This window comes from Giesbergeria giesbergeri (assembly GCF_054779375.1).
The window spans coordinates 31495-51834 of the sequence record NZ_BAAGYJ010000001.1; the positions used below are offsets into that span (position 1 = coordinate 31495).

Below are 20340 nucleotides of genomic sequence, written 5' to 3' on the forward strand. Positions count from 1 at the left end.
GATGGCCGAACGCAACGCAGTGCATTGGTGGAATGGGATCGTCTTTCGCAGCTTGGCCGCCGTCACCTTGCTCAGCGCACTGATCGGCGGTCTGTGCAGTCTGATGCTCAGAGAGCAGGTGGTAGTTCGCGCCCATACCGATGCACAGCGTCGCCTAGAACAATTGCTAGACACGGTTGAGAACACTGCCAGTGTGGCCGCCTTTGCCAATGATGAGCAGCTGGCACGTGAAGTGGTGCAAGGGCTGCTGCGTAACAGCGAGGTGCGCCGCGTCAGCATCCACGGTGCGGCTGCTCCTCTGGCCCATGCTGAGTCTTCGGGGCCGCAAAACACCAGCCAGCCTCCCGTGCAGCGCCGTTTGATGTCACCGTTCAAAAAAGGAGAAGTCATCGGGCATATCCGCCTCCTAGATGCCGATTGGAATGCCATCTACAGCCAAGTGGATGCCGATGCCCGCTATGCCATGCTGTTGCTATCGGCCCAAACCTGGCTCATGATCCTTGGCACCGCAGGCATGGTCTTTTGGGTAGTGGTTCTGCCCATCAAGATGATTTCTGACCGCTTGCACCACTTGGATGCCACCAGCAGCGAAACATTGACCATCCCTGAAGGCCACGACAAAACCGAATTGGGACGGCTGGTAGGAGACATCAATGATCTGAAACTGCGTCTCATCAGCACGCTCGATCAGGAGCGCGAACTGCGTTGGCAACAAGACATTGCCCAGCGTATGTACCAAGATGTGTTTGATCACTCAACCTCTGGCATTTTTGTCGCTGATCTACATGGTCAACTGCTGTCTTTCAACCCAGCGTTCATTGAGCTGACTTGGCTGCCCCAACCTTCTGCCAAACAGCCTTGGCGCAACCTGAGCGAACCGCGTTGGGCCGAAAGCCAACAGCTGCTCCAACTGATCGAACACAGCACACAACAGCATGAATCGTGTGCCGCCGACCTGCTGCTGCATGGCCGACGCGGTGATGAACGCTGGCTCAATATCGTAGTGCTACCCTTGGGGGATGGCACTGTGCAAGGGACAGTCACTGACGTCACCGCACGCAAGCGCGAGGAGATTTCTGCGCGCCGCTTAGCCGTCACAGATCCACTGACGGGCTTTGCCAACCGCGAGGGGTTGTTTCAAGCCCATGCGGGCATGCATGTCACTGCGGACGCACCGTTGGTGGTGGCCATGATTGATCTTGCAGGGTTCAGGCAAATCAACGATGCCCTCGGGTTTAGCGTTGGTGATCAAATCCTCTTGATGGCGGCTAACCGCATTCGTGAATCCACCAACCCCGACTCTTTTCTAGCGCGGGTGGGGGGCGACGAGTTTGTCATTGTGCTGCGTGGCATGGCAGAGCGCAGTGCCATCGAGGCATGGATCAGCCACTTGCAAGCACGGTTGGGCGAGCCCTACAAAACCGATACAACACCGATATCCATAGGCTCCAGTGCAGGGCTGGCGCTGTTTCCCGGTGATGGAGTGGATATGCAGAATCTACTGCATTGTGCTGAATTGGCACTGGGCAGTGCCCATGCTTCACGCCATGGGGCACAAACCCACCCACACCTGTTCTTTCATCCTGAATTGCTCCAGCAGGTGGAATACCGCCGCCGCCTCGAAGATGATCTGCGTCTTGCGGTTGAGCAACGAGAATTGAAATTGTTCTTTCAGCCCATTGTCGATTTGCACACCGGCTTGCTCGCTGGTGCCGAAGCACTGTTGCGCTGGCAACATAGCGAACGGGGTGCCGTCTCGCCAGAGGTGTTCATTCCACTGGCAGAGCGTATCGGCCTGATTGGAGAAATTGGCCGCCAAGTGCTTGACGATGCTTGTCGCCAAGTAGCCCATTGGCGTCGAGATGGACTGGAGATTTATGTCTCTGTCAATGTGTCGGCCAGCCAAATCCCCGAAGAACTGCCCCCAGAATCCATTTTGGAAACCCTGAACAGCTACGGCCTGCCCAGCCACGCCATCGCCCTCGAAATCACCGAAGGCGTCTTAATGAGCAACGTATCGGTTGCCCAAAACTGGATAGCACAATTGCGCGCCGCCGGTCTGCGCATTTACCTGGATGATTTTGGCACTGGCTATTCTTCATTGTCTTATCTGAAACGTTTTCCGATGGATACCGTCAAGGTGGATAAATCGTTCATCATGGACATGAACGATGACCACACTCTGGTCGACGCCATCATCACCATGACGGGCAGTTTGGGGCTGAATGTGGTGGCTGAAGGGGTTGAAGAAGCCGCGCAGCTCGACCTGTTGCGCGCTATGGGTTGCGGCTACGGCCAAGGGTATCTGTTTTCGCGCCCAGTAGCCGCTGCCGATTTTGTCGCCACGGCCAAACGCATCAATACAGAAATGGGCAGACACACCGCCTCACCATGAAAAAAGCCCCTGCCTATCAGAGCAGGGGCTTGTGGGGCATGCAAGCCCCATGCGCTAGCGTATCAGGCCGCTTGCAATTGCGCGTGCATCTCTTGCACCGAGATGACGTCCAATTGGTTCATGTGCTTCATGCCTTCTACCGCTGCTTCAGCACCGAAAATAGTGGTAAAGGTGGTCACACGGGCCAGCAAAGAGCTGGTGCGAATCGCACGCGAATCGGCAATGGCGTTGCGGCGTTCTTCCACCGTGTTAATCACCATCACGATTTCATCGTTCTTGATCATATCGACGATGTGCGGGCGGCCTTCGGCCACTTTGTTCACGGTTTGCACTGGCACACCCGCTTCGGCAATCGCAGCCGCAGTGCCTTTGGTGGCGCACAGGGCAAAGCCCATGGCTACCAGCTCGCGGGCAATGGCCACGGCACGGGGCTTGTCGCTGTTACGCACCGTCAAGAACACTTTGCCCGCTGTGGGCAGCTTCGTGCCTGCCCCCAATTGGCTCTTGACAAAGGCTTCGCCAAAGGTTTTGCCCACGCCCATGACTTCGCCAGTGGATTTCATCTCGGGGCCGAGGATGGTGTCCACGCCAGGGAACTTGACGAAGGGGAACACCGCTTCTTTCACGCTGAAGTACGGTGGTGTCACTTCCTTGGTGATACCTTGGCTAGCCAGCGTTTGTCCAGCCATGCAGCGTGCCGCCACCTTAGCCAACTGGATGCCCGTGGCTTTAGACACGAACGGCACGGTGCGCGAAGCACGTGGGTTCACTTCCAACACATAGATGATGTCTTGGCCGTCGGCTTCTTGAATAGCAAACTGCACATTCATCAGGCCAACCACGTTCAGCCCTTGGGCCATCGCAGCGGTTTGGCGCTTGATTTCAGCAACGGTCTCTGCCTTGAGGTAGTAAGGGGGCAAAGAACAGGCCGAATCGCCCGAATGGACACCCGCTTGCTCAATATGCTCCATCACACCACCGATAAACACTTGGCCGGTGTTGTCGCGCACGCAATCCACATCGCACTCGATAGCGTTGCTCAAGAAGCGGTCGAGCAGCACCGGGCTGTCGTTGCTCACCTTGACAGCTTCGCGCATGTAACGCTCTAGGTCGCGTTGTTCATGCACGATTTCCATCGCCCGGCCACCCAGCACGTAGCTGGGGCGCACCACCAATGGATAACCCAGCGCGGCGGCTTTTTCCAGCGCATCGGCCTCGGTACGGGCAGTAGCATTCGGTGGCTGCTTGAGGTTGAGTTCATGCAGCAGCTTTTGGAAGCGCTCGCGGTCTTCGGCAGCGTCGATCATGTCGGGCGTGGTGCCAATGATCGGCACGCCTTCGGCCTCCAAGCCCAGCGCCAGCTTCAGTGGCGTTTGACCGCCATACTGAACAATCACGCCCACGGGCTTTTCTTTATCGACGATTTCGAGCACGTCTTCGAGCGTCACTGGCTCAAAATACAGGCGGTCGGAGGTGTCGTAGTCGGTGGAGACGGTTTCGGGGTTGCAGTTGACCATGATGGTTTCATAACCATCTTCACGCATCGCCAAAGCGGCATGGACGCAGCAATAGTCAAACTCAATGCCTTGACCGATACGGTTGGGCCCACCGCCCAGCACCATGATCTTTTTCTTATCGGTAGGCTCGGCCTCGCACTCTTGCTCGTAGGTCGAATACAGATAAGCGGTGTTGGTGGCAAATTCAGCCGCGCAGGTATCAACCCGCTTATAGACTGGGCGCACCTTCAGGGCGCGGCGCTGGTCGCGCACGGCTTTTTCCGTGGTCTTGAGCAGCTTGGCCAAACGGCGATCCGAGAAACCCTTCTTCTTGAGTGCCAACAGCGTGGCAGCATCCAGTTGGGCCAAAGCGGCATCTGCATGGCTGGCCGTGAGTTGGTCTAGTTCCAACTCAATCTTGACGATTTCTTCAATCTGCACCAAGAACCATTTGTCGATTTTGGTCAGGTCGTGGACTTCATCCACCGACAAGCCCATCGCAAAGGCATCGCCCACGTACCAAATGCGCTCGGGGCCGGGTTCGCCCAGTTCTTTTTCCAAGATTTCGCGGTCTTGGGTTTTTTCGTTCATGCCGTCTACGCCCACTTCCAAACCACGCAGGGCTTTTTGGAAGGATTCTTGGAAAGTACGGCCCATCGCCATCACTTCGCCCACCGACTTCATTTGCGTCGTCAAGCGGTTGTCGGCAGCGGGGAACTTTTCGAAGGCAAAACGCGGAATCTTGGTGACTACGTAGTCAATCGACGGCTCAAACGAGGCCGGAGTCGCGCCGCCAGTGATTTCGTTCTTCAGCTCATCGAGCGTATAGCCCACGGCCAGCTTGGCCGCCACCTTGGCAATTGGGAAGCCGGTAGCCTTGGAGGCCAGCGCCGAGGAGCGCGACACACGCGGGTTCATCTCAATGACGACCATGCGGCCATCTTTGGGATTGATGGAGAACTGCACATTGGAGCCGCCGGTATCCACACCAATCTCGCGCAGCACCGCCAAGCTGGCGTTGCGCAGAATTTGGTATTCCTTGTCGGTCAGGGTTTGTGCTGGAGCTACGGTGATGGAATCGCCCGTGTGGACGCCCATTGGGTCGAGATTTTCGATCGAGCAGATGATGATGCAGTTGTCCGCCTTGTCGCGCACCACTTCCATCTCGTACTCTTTCCAACCCAGCAGCGATTCTTCAATCAGCAGCTCATTGGTGGGCGAAGCCTCCAAACCACGCTTGCAGATGGTCTCAAACTCTTCGGGGTTGTAGGCAATGCCACCGCCGGTGCCACCCAGCGTAAAGCTGGGGCGAATCACGGTGGGGAAGCCCACGCTCTTTTGCACCGCCCACGCCTCTTCCATGCTGTGGGCAATGCCGGAGCGCGCCGAGCCCAGACCAATTTTGGTCATGGCATCTTTGAACTTGAGGCGGTCTTCGGCCTTGTCAATGGCCTCGGGGGTTGCGCCAATCAGCTCCACCTTGTATTTTTCCAGCACGCCGTGGTGCCACAAGTCCAAAGCACAGTTGAGTGCTGTTTGGCCGCCCATGGTGGGCAAGATGGCATCAGGGCGCTCTTTGGCAATGATCTTCTCGACCGTTTGCCAAGTGATCGGCTCGATGTAGGTGACATCGGCAGTGGCCGGGTCGGTCATGATCGTGGCAGGGTTGCTGTTGATCAGAATGACCTTGTAGCCTTCTTCGCGCAAGGCCTTGCAGGCTTGCACGCCGGAATAGTCAAACTCGCAGGCTTGGCCGATGATGATCGGGCCAGCGCCAATGATGAGGATGGATTGGAGGTCGGTGCGCTTGGGCATTATTTCTTCTCCATCAGCGCGGTGAAGCGGTCAAACAGGTAGGCGATGTCGTTCGGGCCGGGTGAAGCCTCTGGGTGGCCTTGGAAGCAGAAGGCGGGCTTGTCGGTACGCTCCAAGCCTTGCAAGGTGCCATCAAACAGGCTGATGTGGGTGGCACGCAGATGGGCGGGCAGCGATTGCAGTTCTACCGCAAAACCGTGGTTTTGGCTGGTAATGCTGACGCGGCCATTGTCCAAGTCTTTAACCGGGTGGTTAGCGCCGTGGTGGCTGTTGTCCATCTTGAAGGTTTTGGCCCCCGAGGCCAGCGCCATGATTTGGTGGCCCAAGCAAATACCAAAGGTGGGCACGCCCGACTCAATGATGGCTTGGGCAGCAGCAATGGCGTAATCGCAAGGCTGTGGGTCGCCGGGGCCGTTGGACAAGAATACGCCATCAGGGTTCAGCGCCAGCACTTCGGCAGCTGGGGTTTTGGCGGGCACCACCGTGAGTTTGCAACCGCGCTCAGCCAACATGCGCAAGATGTTTTTCTTCACGCCAAAATCGTAGGCCACCACATGGAAGCGCGGGGCGGTCTGCTGGCCGTAACCTTGGCCTAGCTTCCATTCGGTTTGTTCCCACTGGTAGGGGGCTGTGGTGGTCACTACTTGGGCCAAATCCAAGCCCTTCATGGGGGGGGCGGCCTTGGCAGCAGCAATGGCTTCGTCAATGCGTGCCTGTGTGACCGCTTCACCCACAGCCAAACCAACGATAGCGCCGTTTTGCGCCCCTTGGCTACGCAGCAAACGCGTGAGCTGGCGCGTGTCGATGTTGGCAATGGCGACCGTGTTTTCGCGCACCAAGTATTGCGACAGCGTTTCGGTGGAGCGGAAATTGCTGGCCAGCAAAGGCAGGTCTTTGATGATGAGGCCTGCGGCGTGGACTTTGTCGGCTTCGATGTCCTCGGCATTGACGCCATAGTTGCCAATGTGCGGATACGTGAGGGTCACGATCTGCTGGCAATAGCTGGGGTCTGTCAGGATTTCTTGGTAGCCGGTGATAGAGGTGTTGAACACCACTTCACCAACGGTGGTGCCGGTGGCACCGATCGAATTGCCGATAAAGACCGTGCCGTCTGCGAGCGCCAGAATGGCGGGCGGGAAGGTTCCCTGTAGAGACAATAGCACTGGGTTCTCCGGTTTGGTTACGGGCACGCCCAGCGGAGCAGGAGACAGGATGGAGTCTCGTGCAAAAGCTCTTGTGGGGGTCGGCTATGAAGCTGCGCTAGGCGTAAGGGATGCGTAAAAGCCGCCTATTATAGCCAATGACCATGATTTCTGAATGACAGTTTCAGGGAAAACCCGTGGCCTCAAGTGGCTGAAGCAGGGGCAAAAGCCGCCACCGCGCTGGCGTGCAAGCAGATGGCGGCGGCTGCGGCCACGTTGAGTGATTCTTCACCACCGGGTTGGGCAATGCGTACCGACAAAGCCGCGCGGGCCGCCACCGCATCGCCCACCCCTTGGCCTTCGTGGCCCAAAGCCCAAGCGCAAGGCCAAGGCAGGGTTTGGTGCTGAATCAAGGCCCCTTGGTGCGAGCTGGTGACAATCAAGGGCATCTGCAAAGCATCCAAGGCCTCAGGCTGTAAACCTTCGAGCAAGCGCAAACCAAAATGTGCACCCATACCAGCCCGCAGCACTTTGGGTGCCCACAGTGCCGCTGTACCTTTGAGGGCCAACACCTGCACAAAGCCAAAAGCGGCCGCACTGCGCAAAATGGAACCCACATTGCCCGCATCTTGCACCCGGTCTAGCACCACAGTGGGTGCATCGGGCAGCACGGCCGGGGCGGCAGCGTAATCCATCACATAACCCATTTGGGCTGGCGACTCTAGGCCGCTGATGTCAGCAAACAACCCGTCCGGTATCACCACCACCCGGCCAGCCCCTTGTGCCCATGCGGGCGGTGCCGCCGACCAGAAAGATTCTGCAAAGACCGCGACAGCCGGTTGCAAACCCCGCGCCAAGGCAGCACGGCAAAGATGATCGCCCTCTAGCCAAACCCGGCCCTGCTTACGGTAAGCGGTGCTGTCTTGGGCCAGACGGCGCAAATCTTTGAGCAGGGGGTTATCGCGGGAGTGGATCAGAGTGACGGAAGGAGCGGTCATAAAACGTCTTTTACGCTAACAACGGCCCGTTGGGCCTTAGCCACCGGAGCAAAAGAGTAGCGGTGCAGCGGGCAAGGGCCATGCGCTTGTAAGGCGGCCAAATGGGCTGCGGTGCCATAGCCCTTGTGTAGCGCAAAACCATAGTCTGGATACTGTGTATCGGCTTGCAGGCACCAGCGGTCTCGGTACACCTTGGCCAAAATAGAGGCTGCCGAAATGGCGGGCACCAGCGCATCGCCCTTGACAATCGCCTCAGCGGGCATGTCCAGTTGGGGCAGACGGTTGCCATCGACCAGCGCCATCACTGGCTTGAGGCGCAGCCCCAGCACGGCGCGGCGCATAGCCAACAGGGTAGCTTGCAAGATATTCAGGCGGTCGACTTCTTCTACGCTGGCTTGGGCAATACTACAACACAGTGCCTTGGCACGAATCTCATCAAACAGCGCCTCGCGCCGAGTTGGCGTCAGTTTTTTAGAATCGGCCAGCCCCTCAATGGGGTGCAATTCATCCAGAATGACAGCCGCAGCCACCACTGGCCCTGCCAGCGGCCCCCGCCCAGCCTCATCCACCCCGGCTACCAAGCCTGGAGGATGCCAAGGCAAACAATGCTGTTCAGGCAGCAAGAACTTGTCGGATGGCATCGGCAGCCAAAGCAGAAGTGTTGCGGCGCAAGCTATGGTGCAAAGCCATAAAACGCTGATGCAGCCCCGCGATACGCTCGGGAGCGTGTTGGCGTGCATCCAGCCATTCGAGCACCGCACCGGCCAAAGCCTGAGGCGTAGCAGCCCCTTGAATCAGCTCTGGCACCACAAACTCACCACACAGGATATTAGGCAGGCCTACCCAAGGCTGCAACTGCTTACGCTGCATGAGTTGCCAACTCAGGGACTGCATTCGGTAGGCAATGACCATCGGTCGCTTGAACAAAGCCGCCTCTAGGGTAGCGGTACCACTGGCAATCAAGGTCAGATCACAAGCGGCCAGCACAGTATGCGATTGCCCAGTGACCACTTGCAACACTCCGTCCAGACCCGCAGCATGGGCCATGCCTTCAATCGTCGCCCGCCATGCGGGTACGGCAGGCAGCACCAACTTCAAGCCCGGATAGACTTGGCGCACCAAAGCAGCCGCCTGCAAAAAGGCTGGCGTGATGTATTTGATTTCTGCCCCACGGCTGCCTGGCAAAATAGCCAACACCGTATCTTCCGGCTCTAAGCCCAACGCCTTACGGGCCGCCAAACGGTCTGGCTCCAGCGGAATCACATTTGCCAAAGGGTGCCCTACATACGTGGCGGCAATCCCATGACGGGCCAACAACTCTGGCTCGAATGGAAAGACACACAGCACATGGTGGGCCGCCCGGCGAATTTTTTCTACCCGTTTGGCACGCCAAGCCCAAATAGAAGGGCAAATAAAATGCACGGTCTTGATCCCAGCGGCCCGCAAATCACGTTCCAGCCCCAGATTGAAATCGGGGGCATCCACCCCAATGAATACATCCGGCTTGTCTTGCAACAATCGCGTGCGTAACTGGCGGCGGATCTGGATGATTTCCCCCAGGCGGCGCAACACTTCAAGGCTATAACCATGTACGGCCAGCTTGTCGCTGGGCCACCATGCCTCAAACCCCCGCCGGGCCATTTGTGGGCCACCAATGCCTTGGCTGGGCAAGCCGGGCCAATAGTGCTGCATACCGTCCAGTAGCAACCCGGCCAGTAAATCGCCAGAGGCTTCGCCTGCCACCATGGCAATGCGGGGTAGATGCTTGCTCATCAGTGTCTGCCTAGCGGGCAATACCGCGTGCGGATGCCTCAAGGAAGGCCAATAACAAGGCAATATCGTCAGTAGCTTCCGGGTAGGTGGCGGGCAACTCAGCAATCGCGCTGCGGGCGGCATCCAGCGTCAGACCCTGCCGGTACAACAGGCGGTGCATCTGCTTGACAGCCGCGATGCGGGCCGGAGAAAACCCGCGTCGGCGCAGCCCTTCCAAATTAAAGCCACGCACCGCCAACGGGTTGCCGTCCACCATCATGAACGGCGGCACATCTTGCGAGATATGGCTGGCAAAACCGGCCATCACATGGGCACCCACTTGAGTGAACTGGTGCACGCCCGTCAGGCCACCAATGATGGCGTAATCGCCCACTTGCACATGGCCTGCCAATGTTGCATTGTTGGCAAGAATGGTCTGGTTACCCACCACACAATCGTGGGCGATATGGACATAAGCCATGATCCAGTTGTCATTGCCAATGGTGGTTATGCCTTGGTCTTGTACCGTACCAGTATTGAAGGTGCAGAATTCGCGAATGGTGTTGCGATCCCCAATCACCAATCGGGTGGGTTCACCTGCATATTTCTTGTCTTGCGGGGCGGCGCCCAACGAGGCAAATTGAAAGATGCGGTTGTCCTGCCCGATAGTGGTGTGCCCCTCAATGACACAATGGGCTCCCACCGTAGAACCCGCCCCTATCGTGACGTGGGGGCCAATGACGGCATAAGGCCCAATGGTGACGCTGCTATCTATCTGCGCGGCAGCATCGACCAACGCCGTAGAGTGAATCGTGCTCACAGCCAAAACCTGCCACTCCCGCTTAGGCCACGCTGCGCATGGTACACATCAGTTCAGCCTCGCAAGCGACCTCCTCACCCACGCGCCCCACGCCCTTGAACTTCCAGATACCGCCACGCACCCGATCGATGGTGATATCGAGAATGAGCTGGTCACCCGGCTCTACAGGCCGCTTGAAGCGTGCGCTGTCGATGCCCACAAAATAATAGATATTGTTCTCATCGGGCACCTGCCCCATCGCATCAAAGGCCAACAGCCCTGCCGCTTGCGCCAAAGCCTCCAGAATCAGCACACCCGGCATGACCGGACGGCCTGGAAAATGACCTGTGAAGTAAGGCTCATTGAACGTGACGTTCTTGATCGCCCGGATGCGCTGATTGCGCTCCAACTCCACCACACGATCCACCAACAAAAAAGGATAGCGGTGGGGCAGTTGCTTGAGAATTGCGTGGATGTCCATCATGATCGGTTCCGTTCAGGCTGCGTCAGGGCCGCGCTCTAGCGCCTTGATGCGTTCACGCAGCCGGTGTAGTTGTTTGAGTGTGGCAGCGTTTTTTTCCCATTGCGCATTGTCATCAATGGGAAACATGCCGGTGTAATGTCCGGGGCGGTTGAGTGAATGTGTGACGACAGTGGCCGCAGAAACGTTGACGCCATCGGCCAAGGTTAAATGCCCCAGCACAACGGCACCACCACCAATGGTGCAATGAGAACCAATGGTGGCGCTGCCCGCTACACCCACACAACCGGCCATGGCCGTGTGTTGGCCGACACGCACGTTGTGACCAATTTGCACCAGATTATCCAACTTGACACCATCTTCAATCACGGTGTCCTGCAATGCACCCCGGTCAATACAGGTATTGGCGCCAATTTCCACATCGTCACCAATGCGTACCGCACCGAGCTGCTCAATTTTGATCCACTGTTTCTGCTGGGGGGCAAAACCAAAACCATCAGCACCAATCACCACCCCAGGATGCACAATACAGCGCGCACCAATCTGGCAACCTTCGCTGACCGTGACCCGAGATTTGAGCACCGTACCAGCACCAATGACCGCACCGCGCTCGACCACACACAAAGGGCCAATCGAGGCCGTAGGGTCGATCACAGCCGCGGGATCAACCACCGCGCTCGGATGAATACCGGCAAGCACTGGGACAGCGTGGCGCTGCTTCCAGAGCTGCGTGGTTCTGGCAAAGTAGGCGTAAGGATCGTCACTGACGATACAAGCCCCCCGCACCAGTGCAACCTCCCGCAATGCAGGGGCCACAATGACACAGGCCGCCCGGGAGGCGGCCAGTTGCTGCCGATAGCGGGGATTGCTCAAGAAACTGAGCTCTTGCGGCCCCGCCACTTCCAGCGGGGCCAGACGCTCTATGGTGACTTGAGGGTTTCCCTCCAGTGAGCCACCCAGCGCCGCAACGATTTCACCAAGAGACAAGCTCACGCGCCACCCACCTGCCAAAACTGCGCCTTACTTGGCTGCGGCATTCAACGCCTTGATCACTTTGTCAGTGATGTCGTGCTTGGGATTGATGTAAACCGCCTGATCCAGAATCACATCGTATTTTTCTGCCTCTGCCACCTGCTTGACCACCTTGTTGGCACGCTCCAACACTTGGGCCAGTTCTTCATTTTTGCGGGTGTTCAGGTCTTCTTGAAACTCGCGGCGCTTGCGTTGCAGGTCACGGTCTTGATCCACCAATTGGCGCTGGCGGGCCAAACGCTGGCTCTCCGCCATCGTGGGTGCTTCACGCTCGAATTTTTCTGTAGCAGCCTTCAGGGCGTTGCCTTGGTCGATGATTTCCTTGTCGCGGCGGGAAAACTCCTGCTCCAGACGGCCTTGTGCCGCTTTGGCCGTGCCAGCTTCACGGAAGATGCGATCGGTGTTGACAAAGCCGGCCCTGAAGTCCTGCGCCTGTACAGGTGCAGCCACAACCAAGGAACCCAGCACCAGTGCCAGGGACAGAGAGCGAGAAAATGTTTTCATTAGAAAGACGTTCCAATCTGGAATTGCAGTTTCTGGATTCTATCGCCAGCAAACTTACGCACTGGCTGTGCAAAGGCCAGACGCAGTGGCCCCAAGGGAGAAATCCAACTCAAACCCAAGCCCACAGATGCCCGCATATCACCCCAAGCGACCTTCTCGTTTTCGCCAAACACATTGCCTGCGTCAACAAAGGTAAACATGCGCAAAGTGCGGTCGTTACCCGCCCCTGGGAAGGGCGTGATCAACTCCAGGTTAAGCGTGACTTTTTTCGGGCCACCCAAAGACGCCCCTGTCACATCGCGTGGCCCCAACGTACCTTGGTCAAAACCACGCACCGAACCCAGACCACCCGAGTAGAAATTCTTGAACACTGGGAAGGGTCGGTTGTTCATCCCTTTGCCCCAGCCCAATTCTCCATTGAAAGCCAGCGTAAATCGCTTGCTCAATGGCACATATTGCTGATACTGGTAATTGGCACGCACGTAACGCGCGTCACCAGCCACCGACCATTCAGAATTCAGGCGCTGATAGCGGCCGGTGTTGGGTGCCAGCGCGCTGTCGCGGGCATCACGCGCCCAGCCAATGGTCAGAGGCACGGAAGTGCTGGTATCGCCAAACTCGTCTGCGTAGGCCAAGTAAGCCGCTGGGATATTGGTGCCCGCCTTAATCTGGTTGCGCTCGGCACCACCACCAAAGAATACGGTATCGGTCTCACTGAACGGAATGCCAAAACGGACGCTGGCCCCGGTGCTGATCAACTCGTAGTTGCCGCCCTGGTCTTGATAGGGCTTGTTGGTACGATGGTACAGGTCGAGGGTGCGCGAAATACCATCGGCTGTGAAATATGGGTTGGTGGTACTAAAAACCAAATTGCGGTTGTACTTGCTGGTATTGACATCCACCCCAAGGTAGTTGCCAGAACCAAACACATTTTCTTGCTTGATGGAGAAAGAGAACGATACCTTCTCGGCGCTCGAGAAGCCAGCGCCCAATTGCAGCGATCCGGTTGGCTTTTCCGCTACGGTAACGACCAAATCCACCTGATCGGGAGCGCCAGGGACTTCCTGAGTCTCAATGTCCACACTGGTGAAGTAACCCAACCGATCTACCCGGTCGCGGGAGAGACGGATTTTCTCGCCGTCGTACCATGAGGATTCAAACTGGCGGAATTCGCGGCGAATGACTTCATCGCGGGTGCGGTTGTTACCTGCCAACTGAATGCGGCGCACATAGGCTCGACGCGATGGCTCGGCCTGCAACACCAGTACCACCCGATTGTTTTCTCGGTCAATTTCTGGGGCGGCTTCTACACGGGCAAAGGCAAAACCAAAATTACCAAAATGCTCTGAGAATGCCTTGGTGGTCTCGGCTACTTGGTCAGCGTTGTAAGGCTCACCGGGGCGAATGGCTACCAATGCCTTGAATTCGTTCTCACGCTCCAGGTAGTTGCCCTCGAGCTTGACTGCCGACACCACGTAAGGCTCACCCTCCGTGACGTTGATGGTGATGGAAATATCCTGCTTGTCGGGCGAAATAGCCACCTGGGTCGAATCGATGCGGAACTCCAGATAGCCCCGTTGCAGGTAGTAAGAGCGCAGTGCTTCCAGATCGGCATTGAGTTTGGAGCGTGCATAACGGTCGGACTTGGTATACCAACTCAACCAGCCCCCGGTATCCTGATTGAACAAGTCTTTCAAGGTGGCATCACTGAATGCCTTGTTGCCCACGATCTGAATATCTTTGATGCGTGCGCTCTCGCCTTCGACAATGGTGAAGCTGAGGTTCACCCGGTTACGCTCCACAGGAGTGACGGTGGTGACCACCTCGGCCCCATAAAACCCTTTGTTGATGTATTGGCGCTTGAGCTCTTGCTCGGCCCGATCGGTCAGCGCCTTGTCATAGGGGCGGCCATCGGCCAAGCCCACATCGCGCATACTCTTTTTGAGTGCATCCTTATCAAACTCGCGGGTGCCTGCAAAATCCACATCGGCAATGGTAGGGCGCTCTTCAACCACCACCACCAGCACATTACCATTGGCTTGCAGGCGCACATCCTTGAACACACCCAACGCAAACAAGGCACGGATAGCTGCGGCACCCTTTTCGTCGTTGTATTGTTCACCCACCCGCAGCGGCATGGAGGCAAACACAGTGCCTGGCTCAATGCGTTGTAAGCCCTCAATACGGATGTCTTGAACCTGGAAAGGCTCCAGTGCCCACGCTGCCTGGGCAGCAAAAATCATGGCGGCAACAGCCGATGCAGTACGCATGCCAAAGCGGTGGATATGTGTTTTCATGGATCAAGCGAATGCCACCGCTGCCATCCAGCGGTGTGCGTAAGATTAGCCGAAAAGCCGGGTGATATCGTTGAACAAGGCGATAGACATCATGAGCAACAGCAGAGCAACACCGCCACGCTGTAGGCGCTCCATCCAAGCATCGGAAACCCCTTTGCCTGTTACGCCCTCCCAAAGATAATACATCAGGTGCCCACCATCCAAGACCGGCAAGGGCAACAGATTGAGCACACCCAAGCTGACACTGATCAGTGCCAAGAACAACACATACTGGGTCAGCCCCATGCTGGCAGAACGCCCCGCATAATCGGCAATGGTGAGTGGGCCGCTCAGATTTTTGAGCGAAGCCTCTCCCACCACCATACGCCCCATCATGCGCAGGGTCAGCAGTGCTACATCCCAAGTGCGCACAGCACCATTCCAGAGACTTTCCCCCAGGCCATATTCCACCACCACCAGTTCAGGAGGAGCGCCCACATAAGCACCAATGCGGGCCACCATACCGGCGGGCTCCTGCATCAAATCTGGGGTCACTTCCAGTGTCAATACCTGCCCAGCACGTTGCAAACGCCAAGTCTGTGTGATGGGCTGACCTGCGCGGACAGAGGTTCGGATCAGTTCACGCAACTGTTGCCCATCAACCACATCAACAGCGCCCACCTGCAAGACCAAATCGCCCTCGCGCAAACCAGCCCGCTGACCGGCCCCTTCAGGCTTGAGGCTACCAATCAGTGGACGAGTCCAGGGTGAAACAATGCCCACCTTGCGCAAAAGCTGGGCATCAGCCTCTCGCACATCGAGTTGCTCGAAAGACAATACCACTGAACGCAAGCGCGCACCTTCTGCCGACTGCACCTCTAACCGAATTGAGGTTGTGTCCAGTGCCGCCTGGGTCAACATCCAGCGCAGGTCTTCAAACGAACGCACCGGACGGAGTTCTTCGCTCCCCATAGCTGCATTGCGCACCCAATCGCCACCCTGCAAACCGGCCTTTTGCGCAACTGACTCTGGCACCGGACTGGCTAGCCGTGCTACTGGCTCTTCCACCCCTGTCCAATTCACCCCTGCATACAGGAAGATAGCCAGTAGCAAATTGGCTACTGGCCCCGCAGCCACGATGGCGGCCCGCACCCGTAAAGGTTGCGTATTGAATGCCAAATGGCGCTCATGGGCTGGCACAGGTGCCTCGCGCTCATCCAGCATCCGTACATAACCGCCCAAAGGAAAGGCTGCCAGTACAAACTCCGTTCCGGACACAGGGGATTGCCAACGCCACAACGGTTGACCAAACCCCACAGAAAACCGCAGCACCTTGACACCACAAGCCACTGCCACCCGATAGTGCCCATATTCATGCACAGCAATCAGGATCCCCAATGCCAATACAAAAGCCACAACGGTCAGCATGGTAGAGATGTCTCCAGCAGGACAAACCGCTTCATGCAGCCATACGTGCCGCAGCACGGTGTGCGGCGGCACGGGCCTGTGCATCCAGTGCCAACAGATCTTGTAAAGAATCTGGATGTGCCGGCACTACCGCCGCCAAGGTGGCTTGATTCACCGCATGGATCTGATCAAAGCGGATGCGGCGCTCCAGAAAGGTGGCGACAGCGACCTCATTGGCAGCATTGAGCACCGCTGTGGTGCCTGTTGGTGCCTCCAGCGCCTCCCAGGCCAGCCGTAGCCCTGGAAAACGCCCTGGGTGACCGTGGTCGTCAATGGCCTCGAAAGTCATGGCGGAGAGCGCATGAAAGTCCAATGCAGCCGCTCCAGACTCGATGCGATCGGGCCAAGAAAGGCCGTAAGCGATTGGCACGCGCATATCGGGCGTACCCAACTGTGCCACCACCGAGGTATCGCGGTACTGCACCATCGAGTGAATGATGCTTTGTGGATGAATGACCACATCCAGCCGTGCCGGAGCCAAACCAAACAGATAACGGGCCTCAATCACCTCCAAGGCTTTGTTCATCATGGTGGCTGAATCAACCGAAATTTTGCGCCCCATCACCCAGTTGGGATGGGCACAAGCTTGCTCTGGGGTCACTTCCCGCAAGGTTTCGGGGGCTCGACTGCGAAATGGCCCCCCCGAAGCAGTCAGGATAATTTTTTCGACCCGCCGCTCCCAAGTAGAAGGGTCTTCGGGCAGGGATTGGAAAATAGCGGAGTGCTCGCTATCGATGGGCAACAGGGTTGCACCACCTTCACGCACGGCACGCATAAACACCTCGCCCCCCACCACCAGCGCCTCTTTGTTTGCCAACAGCAATCGTTTGCCAGCCCGTGCAGCCGCCAGACAGGGAGCCAAACCCGCCGCACCCACAATGGCGGCCATCACCGCATCCACATCAGGGTGGGCTGCAATGGTTTCTAGCGCATCAGGGGTAGAGAGCACTTGGGTTGTCAGCCCCTGGGCTTGCATTTTGTCTGCCAGCAGCTGTGCATGGGGGGCACTGGCCATGACAGCATAACGGGGCCGGAACTGGGCACATTGCGTCAGCATCAAGTCCACTTGGGTGGCAGCACTGAGAGCAAAAACCTCAAAACGCTCTGGATGGCGTGCCAGCACATCCAAGGTATTGCTACCAATCGAGCCGGTCGAACCCAGCACCGTAATCCGTTGTTTCATGGGCTTCTTGTGCTCGCTTTTTACAGCAAAGAGAAAAACATCATCGCCAAAGGCAGGGTCGGCAGCAAGGCATCTACGCGGTCTAACACACCACCGTGACCAGGTAACAGGCGGCTACTGTCTTTAGCACCTGCAGCACGCTTGATGAGTGATTCGACCAAATCACCCGCCACACTCATCGCCACCATAAACAACACCACAGGCAACAGCAACCACCAGCTTTGCTGGGCTAGGCGCGCAAACAAACTGGCCACGGGTGTATGCCAAGCAGCCTCGGCTGCTACCCAGCCCCAAGCCAACAACAGCACACCCACCGCCGCGCCACCCACGCCTTCCCATGTTTTACCAGGGCTGATGGATGGTGCCAACTTCTGGCGAGTGAAACGCAAACCCAATGCCCGGCCTGCACCGTAGGCGGCAATGTCGGCCACCCACACCAAGGCCAGCGCCGAGAGCAAAAAATTGATACCTACCAGACGGGCTTGCACCGCTGCCAGCCAAGCCAGCCACAGCGCCACGACCCCAGCGACCAACCGCACTGTCATCGGAATGCGTGGCCAACCCGTGACCCCCGCACGCAACATGAGCACCACACTCACCACCCAAAACAGCCCAGCGCCCAACCACAATGGCATCAGGGCTTGCTGTAGCCAACCTAGCCACCAAGTCAGTAAACACAATGCCACACAGCCTGCACCTAACAACAAAGCAGGCAACATGGCACAGCCATTGAGCCGTCCCCACTCCCAAGCGGCAGCCGCCATCAGCACCAATACCACCAAGGCAAAAGGCACAAACGAGGGATAGATCAGGGCTGGCAACAAAATTGCCAGCAAAGCCAAGGCCGTGAGTACGCGCTGTTGCAGCATGGTGCCCTTTCAGGCTGGCAAAGAGGGGCTAGGCACGGCCAGCACTTGCTCGGAGGTTTTACCAAAACGGCGCTCACGCGTGCGGTAATCGGCAATCGCTGCGTCTAATGCAGCTTCATCAAAGTCGGGCCAGAGTTTATCGCTGAACAACAGTTCAGAGTAAGCCGACTGCCAGAGCAGAAAATTACTCAGGCGCATCTCCCCACCGGTGCGAATGAGCAAATCGGGATCAGACACCCCCGACAGAGCCATTGCTGCATTCAAACTAGCTTCAGTGATCGGCTCGCCACGAGCAGCCAATGTGGCCGCTGCTTGGGCAATATCCCAACGGCCACCATAATTAAAGCAAATGTTGAGCAGCAAGCGGCTGTTGTGGGCGGTGGTGGCTTCGGCCTGCTCCAAGCCTTGACGCACCCTAGAGGACAAACTGACGCGGTCGCCAATAAAGCGCACACGCACGCCATCCTTGCACAACTGGGGCACTTCACGCGATAAGGCCAAAGCCAGCAAGTCCAACAGACCCGTGACCTCTTCAGCAGGACGGCCCCAATTTTCGGAAGAAAACGCAAATACCGTCAGCACGGCCACACCCCGCTGTGCACAAGCTTGCACACATCGACGCAAGGCTGTTACACCCTGTTTGTGCCCGGCCAGACGCGGCAGGAAACGGCGCTGAGCCCAACGCCCATTGCCATCCATCACGATGGCAATATGGTGGGGAACTGGTGCAGAAAGAGCGGTAGACACAGAACGCTGCTGCCTGGCCTCAAACCGCCATAATTTCTTGCTCTTTGGCCGCTACCAGCGTATCGATCTCAGCAATATGCCGGTCTGTGACTTTCTGAATTTCGGTTTCAGATCGCTTTTGCTCGTCTTCAGAAGCGAGCTTGTCTTTGACAAGCTTTTTCACCGATTCGTTGGCATCACGGCGCAGGTTGCGAATGGCAATTTTGGCCGACTCGCCCTCGTTGCGCGCCAACTTGGTCATCTCTTTGCGGCGCTCTTCGCTCATAGGAGGCATGGGCACGCGAATCAAATCCCCCATCGAGGCGGGGTTCAGACCCAAATCACTCTCACGGATGGCTTTTTCGATCTTGGAGCCCAAGTTCTTTTCCCACGGCTGCACGCTGATGGTGCGCGAATCCAGCAGCGACACATTGGCCACTTGGCTCAGGGGCACCATCGAGCCATAGTATTCGACGTGGATCACATCCAACAAAGCCGGATTGGCCCGACCTGTGCGGATTTTTTGCAGGTTGCTTTTGAAAGCCACAATGGACTGATCCATTTTGGTTTCCATGGTTTTCTTGGTATCGGCAATCGTCATGTTGTTTCCTGAAATGCAATGCTGGCCCATGTGCCACACAGCGTGGCAATACAGACCCACATGTCAAGCGTAAACCAGCGTGCCTTCATCTTCACCGAGCACCACACGCTTGAGGGCGCCAGGCTTGATGATGGAAAACACTTTTACAGGCAGTTTCTGGTCGCGGCACAGGGCAAAAGCGGTAGCGTCCATGATGCCCAGATTGCGCACCATCGCCTCATCAAAGCTCAACTGAACATAGCGCGTGGCGGTAGGATCTTTGTGCGGATCGGCAGAATAGACACCATCTACCTTGGTAGCCTTTAGCACCAGTTCGGCCCCAATTTCGGCCCCCCGCAAAGCAGCCGCAGTGTCGGTGGTGAAGAAGGGGTTGCCGGTGCCAGCAGCAAAAACCACCACCTTGCCTTCTTCGAGGTATTGCAGGGCCTTGGGACGCACATAAGGCTCGACCACCTGCTCAATCGAGATGGCCGACATCACACGCGCTGTCAGACCCTGGCGATCCATGGCATCGGCCAGCGCCAAGGCATTCATCACCGTGGCCAGCATACCCATGTAGTCTGCTGTGGCGCGATCCATACCTGCCGATCCGCCCGCAACCCCACGGAAGATATTGCCCCCACCAATCACCACGGCCACCTCTACCCCCATGGCGGTGACTTCGGCCACTTCAGAGACCATGCGCTCGATGGTTGCTCGGTTAATACCAAAAGCATCATCGCCCATCAGGGCCTCGCCCGACAACTTGAGCAGGATGCGCTTGTAGGCCGGTGTCACGAGGGTCATGGGAAATTCTCCGTAAGG

The 20340-nt window shown here is 57.3% G+C and carries 17 protein-coding genes; 1 reads left to right on the top strand and 16 read right to left on the bottom strand.

What is annotated here, in order from left to right; genetic code table 11:
• Position 1 precedes the first annotated feature (1 nt).
• The gene (locus tag ACYVB2_RS00165) at positions 2–2395 is read left to right on the top strand and encodes a putative bifunctional diguanylate cyclase/phosphodiesterase (RefSeq protein WP_460534771.1); all 2394 of its coding nucleotides are present in this window, start codon (positions 2–4) and stop codon (positions 2393–2395) included.
• 62 nt (positions 2396–2457) lie between these two features.
• Here the strand turns inward: ACYVB2_RS00165 and carB are convergent, their stop codons facing one another.
• The 16 genes from carB to pyrH form a co-directional block, all read right to left on the bottom strand.
• On the bottom strand, positions 2458–5706 hold the full coding sequence (gene carB, locus ACYVB2_RS00170) for a carbamoyl-phosphate synthase large subunit (protein ID WP_382431698.1): 3249 nt from the start codon (positions 5704–5706) through the stop codon (positions 2458–2460).
• On the bottom strand, positions 5706–6869 hold the full coding sequence (gene carA / locus ACYVB2_RS00175) for a glutamine-hydrolyzing carbamoyl-phosphate synthase small subunit (RefSeq protein ID WP_382431696.1): 1164 nt from the start codon (positions 6867–6869) through the stop codon (positions 5706–5708). Before carA ends, carB begins: the two co-directional genes overlap by 1 nt.
• A gap of 182 nt (positions 6870–7051) precedes the next feature.
• Positions 7052–7846: a TrmH family RNA methyltransferase gene (locus tag ACYVB2_RS00180; RefSeq protein ID WP_382431694.1), complete on the bottom strand. Its 795-nt coding sequence runs from the start codon at positions 7844–7846 to the stop codon at positions 7052–7054.
• On the bottom strand, positions 7843–8487 hold the full coding sequence (gene rnhB / locus ACYVB2_RS00185) for a ribonuclease HII (protein WP_382431692.1): 645 nt from the start codon (positions 8485–8487) through the stop codon (positions 7843–7845). The genes ACYVB2_RS00180 and rnhB overlap by 4 nt, the downstream gene beginning before the upstream one ends.
• Positions 8459–9619 carry a lipid-A-disaccharide synthase gene (gene lpxB, locus ACYVB2_RS00190; protein ID WP_382431690.1) on the bottom strand — a complete coding sequence of 387 codons (1161 nt, stop codon included), beginning with the start codon at positions 9617–9619 and terminating at the stop codon, positions 8459–8461. Before lpxB ends, rnhB begins: the two co-directional genes overlap by 29 nt.
• A gap of 10 nt (positions 9620–9629) precedes the next feature.
• Positions 9630–10418: an acyl-ACP--UDP-N-acetylglucosamine O-acyltransferase gene (gene lpxA / locus ACYVB2_RS00195; protein WP_382431688.1), complete on the bottom strand. Its 789-nt coding sequence runs from the start codon at positions 10416–10418 to the stop codon at positions 9630–9632.
• A 22-nt stretch (positions 10419–10440) separates the two neighbouring features.
• Complete coding sequence (gene fabZ, locus ACYVB2_RS00200; RefSeq protein ID WP_382431686.1) at positions 10441–10881, bottom strand: 3-hydroxyacyl-ACP dehydratase FabZ; 441 nt, start codon at positions 10879–10881, stop codon at positions 10441–10443.
• 12 nt (positions 10882–10893) lie between these two features.
• Complete coding sequence (gene lpxD / locus ACYVB2_RS00205) at positions 10894–11871, bottom strand: UDP-3-O-(3-hydroxymyristoyl)glucosamine N-acyltransferase (protein ID WP_382431684.1); 978 nt, start codon at positions 11869–11871, stop codon at positions 10894–10896.
• A gap of 27 nt (positions 11872–11898) precedes the next feature.
• A complete protein-coding gene (locus ACYVB2_RS00210; RefSeq protein WP_382431682.1) occupies positions 11899–12414 on the bottom strand; it encodes an OmpH/Skp family outer membrane protein in 516 nt (171 codons plus the stop codon).
• Positions 12414–14711 (bottom strand): outer membrane protein assembly factor BamA, encoded by a 2298-nt coding sequence (bamA, locus tag ACYVB2_RS00215; protein ID WP_382431680.1) that lies wholly within the window; start codon positions 14709–14711, stop codon positions 12414–12416. Before bamA ends, ACYVB2_RS00210 begins: the two co-directional genes overlap by 1 nt.
• A 45-nt stretch (positions 14712–14756) precedes the next feature.
• Positions 14757–16118 carry an RIP metalloprotease RseP gene (gene rseP, locus ACYVB2_RS00220; protein WP_460534782.1) on the bottom strand — a complete coding sequence of 454 codons (1362 nt, stop codon included), beginning with the start codon at positions 16116–16118 and terminating at the stop codon, positions 14757–14759.
• Positions 16119–16149: 31 nt separating this feature from the next.
• The gene (gene ispC / locus ACYVB2_RS00225) at positions 16150–17340 is read right to left on the bottom strand and encodes a 1-deoxy-D-xylulose-5-phosphate reductoisomerase (RefSeq protein WP_382431676.1); all 1191 of its coding nucleotides are present in this window, start codon (positions 17338–17340) and stop codon (positions 16150–16152) included.
• 20 nt (positions 17341–17360) lie between these two features.
• On the bottom strand, positions 17361–18209 hold the full coding sequence (locus tag ACYVB2_RS00230; RefSeq protein ID WP_382431674.1) for a phosphatidate cytidylyltransferase: 849 nt from the start codon (positions 18207–18209) through the stop codon (positions 17361–17363).
• Between the two features lie 9 nt (positions 18210–18218).
• On the bottom strand, positions 18219–18956 hold the full coding sequence (gene uppS, locus ACYVB2_RS00235; protein ID WP_382431672.1) for a polyprenyl diphosphate synthase: 738 nt from the start codon (positions 18954–18956) through the stop codon (positions 18219–18221).
• Positions 18957–18975: 19 nt separating this feature from the next.
• Positions 18976–19536, bottom strand: coding sequence for a ribosome recycling factor (frr, locus tag ACYVB2_RS00240; protein ID WP_382431670.1), 561 nt, complete (start codon positions 19534–19536; stop codon positions 18976–18978).
• 63 nt (positions 19537–19599) lie between these two features.
• On the bottom strand, positions 19600–20322 hold the full coding sequence (gene pyrH, locus ACYVB2_RS00245; protein WP_382431668.1) for a UMP kinase: 723 nt from the start codon (positions 20320–20322) through the stop codon (positions 19600–19602).
• Positions 20323–20340 lie beyond the last annotated feature (18 nt).